This is a genomic window from Pseudarthrobacter sp. 10T415 (assembly GCF_056394175.1).
The window spans coordinates 1-7,685 of sequence record NZ_JBFTHJ010000034.1; the positions used below are offsets into that span (position 1 = coordinate 1).

Below are 7,685 nucleotides of genomic sequence, written 5' to 3' on the forward strand. Positions count from 1 at the left end.
ATGTTCCCGCCCGTCCCGGAAAAAGTCATCGACGCCGGCTACCAGGACTTCGCCGACCGCTGGAACCCCATCCTGGACGTCTTCGACGACAACGGCGTCCGCTTCGCCCACGAAGTCCACCCCTCCGAGATCGCCTACGACTACTGGACCACCGTCCGCACCCTCGAAGCGATCGGCCACCGCGAAGCGTTCGGCCTGAACTGGGACCCCTCCCACATGATGTGGCAGGGCATCGACCCCGTGTCCTTCATCTGGGACTTCAAGGACCGGATCTACCACGTGGACTGCAAGGACACCAAGATCCGCCAGACCGGCCGGAACACCGTCCTCGGTTCCCACCTGGCCTGGGGCGACCCCCGCCGCGGCTGGGACTTCGTCTCCGCCGGCCGCGGCGACGTCCCCTGGGAAGCGTCCTTCCGGGCGCTGGCCGCCATCGGCTACAACGGACCCATCTCCGTCGAATGGGAAGACGCCGGCATGGACCGCCTCCACGGCGCCCCCGAAGCCCTCGCCGCCCTCAAAAAATACGACTTCCCCGCCTCCCAGACCAGCTTCGACGCCGCCTTCAGCAGCAAGGACTGAGGCGTGAACCAGAACTGACTCCATTGAAGAGCAGCATTCGATGAGGAATTCTTGTCTCGGGACTCGTCACCGACAAAGTGATCAAGTACGTGATTGAGAACGAGTTTGCCAACTGGCGTCCCAGACGTAGCCTGGACTCAGAAGTATGCGGTTCCCAACCGGGAGGTATCGATGGGCGGGCTCGACGACCTGCTGGCCGGGTCGGCGGACCGGTGGGCGAAGGCGGAACGCCGGGCGGAGGGAGTCGCCGACCTTTGTCTGGGCCGTGCTGTCCGAAATTACTTCACCCTCTATTTGCCCATTGGGGCGGTGGTACTCTTCCCCACCGGTGCGAGCCTAGGAATGCTGTCCTTCCCGGACGAAGCCAGCATCACCAACATATTTGGCTTTGGCTGTCTCCTGACCGGCGTCGGCCTTATGATCGGCGGCCTCGTCTCCAACGCCAAAGTCCTCGAGACTGCTGCAACATGGCCACCAGCGACGTTACTCTGTCCCTCCGCGACGACGAACGGAAGGCTGTACGCCGGCAGATCCTCGGCAGGGCGGCCACGACCCCGGACCACATGAACGTCAAACATGCCGCAGCCGTCCAAGCCAGAAAGGGACTCGCTACCCAACTCGTCTACTCGGTGGCGATGTTTTACATCTTCTTCCAGCAGGTAGCAATGTTCGAAAGTCCTCTCCGATGGCTTTCTGCGGGTGGCGCCATTCTTTACATCGTCGCCATCTTTTTCGTGGGACGTGACTTCCGGAAGTCGGGCCAGTTCCTCGCGGCCGATCCGACACTTGGCAGGAAAGTCCGCGGGCAACGAGCGCCAGGCCGCAGCGAATCAGCTCACCCCAGTTGTTCCCTCAGACCGGTCAGGAATCGGTGCCTATGGAGGGCGCCTCAACGGCTTCCCGAATCCTCTGGAGCGTTTTTGGCCTGGCCGCGATCTCGATGACTCCGCCGTCTGATTCGACACTGACGACCTGGAAACCGGGCGGCACGTGATGCTTATTGTCGTCAGGATCCGCATACCGCGGAGCTGAAACGGCGCCAAGCCCGGTCAGGGCCTTGCTCCGGCCGGTTGGCACAAGATCTTCGTAGACGGCTGGTTGGAAGTCGATCCGGCCCGGCCCCGGATCTGCGATGCCCATCTGCCAAATGGTGCTTAGGGAACCGGGCCTCGCATAGGGATACCGCAGGAACATGAGCGCCTGCCCTCGCTCGTCGAGTCTGGCGTCGGTCTTCCGGAACCGCCTCTGCGCGAACCATGTCATTGATGCGACCGCCAGTCCGTAGAAGATGCCATTGACCGCTGCAAAGCCCGCGTTGCGTCCCAGAATGAGGCTGACGCCCAGCCAGAGGAAACCAGTGGTGACCCCGACCAGGACGGCGTGCAGAATAGGGTGGCTTCCGGCACACTCTCTCCAGGCCGACCAACCGCCCCGCGGTGTCCCCCCGGCAGCTGCCGGCTTGTTCATAACCGGCCGCGCCCCGGGTAAGGCTGAATCCTCATAGTCCGATCCAAGCGGCGAGATGCAGGTCAGGCAAGGGATTCGACCATCCTTGGTCAACCCTTCAACAACCCGGTTCTTTCCTCTAGCCGTCGACGGCTTTCCGGTCCATGGATTTGAGTGCGGCGAGGCGGGCTTCCACTTCGGTCTGCTCGCCGAGGTCTTCGAGGGAGGCGAACTGGGCGTCCAGGGAGGAGGCGGCGAGTTCCTGCTGGCCGCGGACGGTGGCTTCCTGGCGGCGGATGTTCTCCTCGTACCGGCCAATGGCCGACGTTGGGTCTCCGGTGTCCAGGGCCTTGAGGGCGTCGTTGACTTGGGTCTGCGTGGCGGCGACCCGGGCCCGGTTGACCAGCTCGTTGCGTTTGGCGGTCAGCTCCCTGAGCTTGCCGCGCATCTGGTCCAGGCCGCTCTTGAGCTTATCGACGACCTCGTTCTGGGCGGCCAGACCAGGCGCCTGGGCCTTGGCTGTGGTCTCGGCGGTCATCTGCCGCTGAAGAGCCAGCCGGGCGAGGGCATCGAACTTATCCGCGTCACTGCTATTACCCGCGGTCCGGAACTCGTCGGCCTTCCGGGACGCTGCGACTGCCTTGTTGCCCCAGGAGGTGGACTCGTCGACAGCCCGGTTGTGGTCGTCCTCGGCCATCCGGAGGTTGCCGATCGTCTGCGCGATCGCGGCCTCGGCTTCACGGATGTTGTTCGAGTAGTCGCGGACCATCTGGTCCAGCATCTTCTGCGGGTCTTCCGCGGAGTCCAGGAGGGCGTTCAGGTTGGCCTTGGCCAGCTGGGCAACGCGGGCGAAAATACTCTGCTTCACGGAGGTCTTTCTATCGGTGGTTGCCTTCGCATTCTATGCGTCCGGCAAGACTGGCCATGACCACAACATCGTATGCGCATTGGAAGACCTGGCGCTTCAAGTTCGATCCTCGCCGTTAGCGGTCTCCTCAATCCAATCGATAGCCTCATCGGGGAACAGGAAGCCTTCGGATTCACCGTTTCTGCCCCACCATGGGTCCCCCGGCGGCGGCCCACCTGCCTCGACAATCTTTGCAATGACCTCGGGCGGAAGGACATCACCGTTGTTATTGATCAGCCATTGTTGCGTTGTGGGCTCAAGATTTGGCCACCACTGCTGGACGCTCATAGTCAAAGTCTCCCACCGACACGACCTGGGGCCGAAGAATTCCCCACATGCCTGACGAAAGCCATCTTCCGGCTCGTCCCCTGCCCCGGGCGTCCTCGAGCATAACCGGTTCGGGTGCCCGACCGGAGAACGTTGTCCGCGCCAGGCCGCAGCCGATCAGGACCATCAAAGCGAGGACGAGCAAGACCGTGCGGTGCTTCCGGTCCACCGCCTAATATCAGCCGACTCCGGCCTGGTCCAAAGCACTAAGCAGGCCCTCGGCGTCGGCAACGTCGTAGAAGGCCACCGTTTGCCCCAGCCCGAAGCTAACGACATCCATCCCGGTGTTTTGGTACATTCCCAAACCCATTCCGAAAATTCCACCCATGCCCTGAGACCCGAACGCCACGCTGACGTGGCGCCCATCTCTGGACCGATCTACCTTGGTCGCTACCCCGCTGACAGGCGAATCTGAAACGGATCGGTCTCCGATGCAGACGATTGCCCGCGATCAGAGAGTCCGTACACCGTGCGTAGCTTCCGCCGCTTCTTGACGATGAATCTGCCAAAGATGAAATAGAGACCGACCAGGACGAAGGGTATGCCCCACAGCGCGAAGAAGGGCTGCTGCTTGACGGTGGTGACGACCATGAACTCCCAGAAGATTGCGAAGCCGCCCCAGAGGATGCTGAATGGCACCAGAAAGGCGTCCGCCCCGGTAAAACGGACCTGCGGATCGGGTTGACCCACCCACACGAGCTTTTCGCCTTGGCGAAGGAGTGGCAGGATCCGGCTTCGGGGATCGTTCATGCCACGAAGTGTTACACAGTATTTGGGAATTGTTGCGACGCGCTTACTGACAGCCCTTCAAGATGCCGGCCATGGCATCGTGCTCTGCCTGGGTTACCCAGAGAGTGTATTTGCCCTTGACCGCTGTCTGGCGTGCAACATATTCGCACCGGAAAGCCTTGTTCGGCGGTAGCCACGTTGCGGCGTCTTTGTCGCCTTTGGCGCTGTTGGTGGGGCCGTCGGCCGCCATGAGGTTTTGTGGGTCGTTGGCGAGCTGTTTGCGCTGACCGGCACTCAGCTGTTGTGCACCTTTTTGCCAGGCGTCGCTGAGTGGCACGATATGGTCGATCTGAACGTCGGAGCTGGTGTTCTGGCCGCGGACGAAGTTGATGGTGGCGCCGGTGTACTTGTCCGCCAGCGTGCCTGTCATGACGACGCAGTCGTGGGTACCTGCCTTGAACGTTTCGCCGGTCAGATCGCGGGAGAGAATGTCATTGCGGGTATCGCACCCGTTGCGGTCTGTATCGGCCCAGGCAGGTCCGAACTCATCGCGGGTGTAGCCGGTCTTCGGGGCGCGGCCCTTAACTGGGATGCTCTCCAACTGAACAAGAGCCTGGGCGGCTGCACGGCCCATGTCGCCGCCACCCGGCTGAGTCGCAGAGTTGCTGGGAGCAGAACCGACGCCGTCTATTGCGCGGGCGGCAACGTCGCAGCCAACAAGAGGACCGGCCAGAAGAAGGGCGGCTGCAGCTGTCAGGACTGGGGCGGTGGAGCGAATGATGTGAGCGGCCCTTCTGTGTTGCTTAGCAAGGTTTCCACGCTATCGTCGGGCATCGCCTACAAACGGCAAGAGTGCATGTCGTGCCCGCCACATGCTGGAGTACTTGCCAGAACCGGGCTGTCAGGCGGAGGTCAGTTCGCTGTGGTGAGTCGTACCTTTGACCATGTGCCTATGAGCCGCTGCTTCGTCAGCGGTCGTCCAGTGATTTACGGAATCCGGCGGAGTCGGGAAGGATCTCACTGAGCTTGGCGATTTCCCGGATGTGTTCTGATGTGAAAATGATTTTTCCCTTGCCCCAGCATGCGTGGGGGAAGCGTCCGCTGGCCGCGCCATCGCGCAGCTGAGTATTTGAAGCTTTGAGCGCCACTTGTTCGTGCGGTTCGGCGCCGGGATTCGTGCGAGAGAGCGCCAGCGGTCGCGTGACCTGACGCCGCCGACGCCCTCCATGACGGTTGCTAGGCAGTTGCGAGTGCCGTGTGCTCGCGCATGTTGTAGTTGCCGGTCTCGACCCAGGTTGTGTTGTGGATGATCCGGTCCATAATTGCGTCGGCGTGGACGCCGGAACCGAGCCGCTGGTGCCAGTCCTTTTGCGAGTACTGGGTGCAGAACACTGTTGAGGTCTCCCCATAGCGGCGTTCCATCAGTTCCAGCAGCATGGTGCGCATCGATTCAGTGGGTCGATCCAGCAGCCACTCATCAATGACAAGCAGGGTGAATGCCGCATATTTGCGCAGGAACTTACCGGATCCGCCAGGGGTGTCTTGGGAGGCGACCCAGGCTTCCTCGAGGTCGGGCATGCGGACGTAATGAGCGCGGATGCGATGTTCGCAGGCGCGTTTAGCAATCGCGCATCCGAGATAGGACTTCCCCGACCCGGTGAACCCTTGGAAGACAACGTTCTCCTGCCGGGCCACGAACGAGCAGGTGCCGAGCTGGCTCAGCAGCGGCCGGTCAAGACCCCGTTCGTCGAGGAGGTCGATGCGGCGCAGGTCTGCATTCGGGTAGCGCAGCCCCGCCCGCCGGATCAGGCCGGTGACTTTGGCATGGGTGAACGAGGCGTAGGCATCATCGACGAGCAGCCGGAGGCGATCTTCGAACGGCAGGCTGATGCTCAGCGTCTCGTCTTGGGTATCTATGGCCTCCAGCAGCTCATCCGCGTTCATCTCCCGTAGCTTGCGTTTGGTTTCCGTGTCCAGGCGGCTCATCGGGTCCCTCCTGCGTAGTAGGAGCTGCCGCGCACGTATCCGCCATCATCGACTTCAGAGTCCTCGACGTGCCCGGTCTTGTCCTGACCGGTGTCCAGGATCGGCCGCAGGTGGGCGTAACGGGGTGATCGTATCGGCCCGCGCAGCGCGAGCTGGCATGCGGCTTCCACCCGGGCTGGTGAGAACCTCCGAGACAGGCGCAGGACCGCCAAGGCTGGGTCGTAACCGGCTTCTTCGATGCGGACAGACTCGAAGATCTTCTCGATCACGGTCCCGGTCGCCGGTCCCATCCGTAACGCCCAGGCGTCGATCCGGGTCCGGTCCCACGCTTGCCAGCTGTGCCCCTCGGGAAGGTCGGCTTCGTTCGTCCGATACTGGTTCGTCGTCGTCACGGGCACCAGCAGGTGGCTGGTCAGACGCTCGTCACCCCGGTAGATCTCGAGCATGGTGTCCGTTACGCGTAGATCAACATGCGCGCCGATGTGCGTGAACGGGACGGAGTAGAAGTTCTTTGCCCAGACCACGTGTCCGTTCCGGCCGACTTTGCGGCCATAGGTCCAGGTGCTGATCTCGAAAGTCACCGCCGGCAACGGTTGCAGCAGCGGCTTCTCCTCGGCCGTGAACACGCTCAGCCGGGAGCCCTCCCGCTTCTGAAACGGCTGTCGGTTGTAGGCATCGATCTGCTCCCGAATCCGGGACCGCAGCTGCACCAGGCTGGTGAACTGCTCCTGCCTCAGACCCGCAATCACCCAGGTGGCGACGTGGGAGACAGTGTTTTCGACGCTGGCTTTGTCTTTCGGGCGCCGCACCCGGCCCGGTAGTACCGCCGCCGAATAGTGCGACGCCATCTCGCGATAGGCGTCGTTGAGGACGACTTCGCCCTCGCGCGGGTGAGAAATCACCCCGGTCTTGAGGTTATCGGGGACGAGCCGCGGGACCGTGCCGCCGAAGAATGCAAACATCGCCGCATGCGCGCGCAGCCACGACTCCTGCCGCATATCCAACGTCGCCTCCACGAACGCATACCTGCTGAACGGCAGGCACGCGACGAACAAATACACCTTCGAGACCTCGCCCGTTGCCGGGTCAACGAGCTGCATCGTCGGCCCGGACCAGTCGACCTCGACGCTGCGGCCGGCCTTATGGCCAACCCGAGACGACGCGCCAGTGACGTTGGCGTAATCGCCGTAAAGCCGGCAGAACCGGTCATAACTCATCGCCGCTTGCCCGGCCCGGCTGCACCCGTCCAGATACTCCTGGTGCAGCAGCTTCAACGTCACCCCAACCCTAGCCAGCTCACGGTGCACCTGGACCCAGTCCGGCTGCGCGAACACGCTCTCCCGCACCCCGCGACCGGGAAACAACGCCAGATACACCTCGCCCTCAGACTTCTCCGCAACGTCGTCCCAACCGAGCCCGAGCTGCTCCGCAGCATCAATCACCGCCTGAATGCTGTGCCTGGACATGCCCTGAGCAAGCGAGATCGCTCTGCCGGACAGGCCCTGATTGCGCAACTGCAAGACGAGCTTCGCCTTAATCTTCCGTACCATTACCGGTACTCCTTCCACCACGTGGCCCTCACGCGGTGGAAGGAGCCTCTCAGGCGGCGCTTAACCACACCAATACCGGCGCTGAACAGCGCAAACTCTGGGAACGCACCCTGGCGCTAACCCGCACCACAGATGGACCCCTCAAGAGCGAATATTCA

At 62.5% G+C, this 7,685-nt stretch carries 9 protein-coding genes; 1 reads left to right on the forward strand and 8 read right to left on the reverse strand.

Annotated features, from left to right (window positions below; translation table 11 throughout):
• On the forward strand, positions 1-582 hold a 582-nt coding region (locus AC1DBN_RS21170; RefSeq protein ID WP_477724163.1), incomplete at its 5' end, for a sugar phosphate isomerase/epimerase family protein.
• Between the two features lie 861 nt (positions 583-1,443).
• On the opposite strand, the gene AC1DBN_RS21175 is transcribed toward AC1DBN_RS21170, so the two are convergent.
• From AC1DBN_RS21175 to istA, 8 genes are all read right to left on the reverse strand, one after another.
• The gene (locus tag AC1DBN_RS21175; RefSeq protein ID WP_314213343.1) at positions 1,444-2,049 is read right to left on the reverse strand and encodes a hypothetical protein; all 606 of its coding nucleotides are present in this window, start codon (positions 2,047-2,049) and stop codon (positions 1,444-1,446) included.
• 118 nt (positions 2,050-2,167) lie between these two features.
• The gene (locus tag AC1DBN_RS21180; protein ID WP_477724164.1) at positions 2,168-2,896 is read right to left on the reverse strand and encodes a PspA/IM30 family protein; all 729 of its coding nucleotides are present in this window, start codon (positions 2,894-2,896) and stop codon (positions 2,168-2,170) included.
• 96 nt (positions 2,897-2,992) lie between these two features.
• Positions 2,993-3,223, reverse strand: coding sequence for a hypothetical protein (locus AC1DBN_RS21185; protein WP_314213345.1), 231 nt, complete (start codon positions 3,221-3,223; stop codon positions 2,993-2,995).
• 429 nt (positions 3,224-3,652) lie between these two features.
• Positions 3,653-4,012 carry a hypothetical protein gene (locus AC1DBN_RS21190; protein WP_314213346.1) on the reverse strand — a complete coding sequence of 120 codons (360 nt, stop codon included), beginning with the start codon at positions 4,010-4,012 and terminating at the stop codon, positions 3,653-3,655.
• A 43-nt stretch (positions 4,013-4,055) separates the two neighbouring features.
• The gene (locus tag AC1DBN_RS21195; RefSeq protein ID WP_314213347.1) at positions 4,056-4,625 is read right to left on the reverse strand and encodes an HNH endonuclease family protein; all 570 of its coding nucleotides are present in this window, start codon (positions 4,623-4,625) and stop codon (positions 4,056-4,058) included.
• A 334-nt stretch (positions 4,626-4,959) separates the two neighbouring features.
• The gene (locus AC1DBN_RS21200; RefSeq protein ID WP_477724165.1) at positions 4,960-5,139 is read right to left on the reverse strand and encodes a hypothetical protein; all 180 of its coding nucleotides are present in this window, start codon (positions 5,137-5,139) and stop codon (positions 4,960-4,962) included.
• Positions 5,140-5,227: 88 nt separating this feature from the next.
• Positions 5,228-5,977, reverse strand: a complete 750-nt coding sequence (locus AC1DBN_RS21205) for an ATP-binding protein (RefSeq protein ID WP_477724166.1) — start codon at positions 5,975-5,977, stop codon at positions 5,228-5,230.
• On the reverse strand, positions 5,974-7,527 hold the full coding sequence (istA, locus tag AC1DBN_RS21210) for an IS21 family transposase (RefSeq protein WP_477724167.1): 1,554 nt from the start codon (positions 7,525-7,527) through the stop codon (positions 5,974-5,976). The genes AC1DBN_RS21205 and istA overlap by 4 nt, the downstream gene beginning before the upstream one ends.
• Positions 7,528-7,685: the final 158 nt, after the last annotated feature.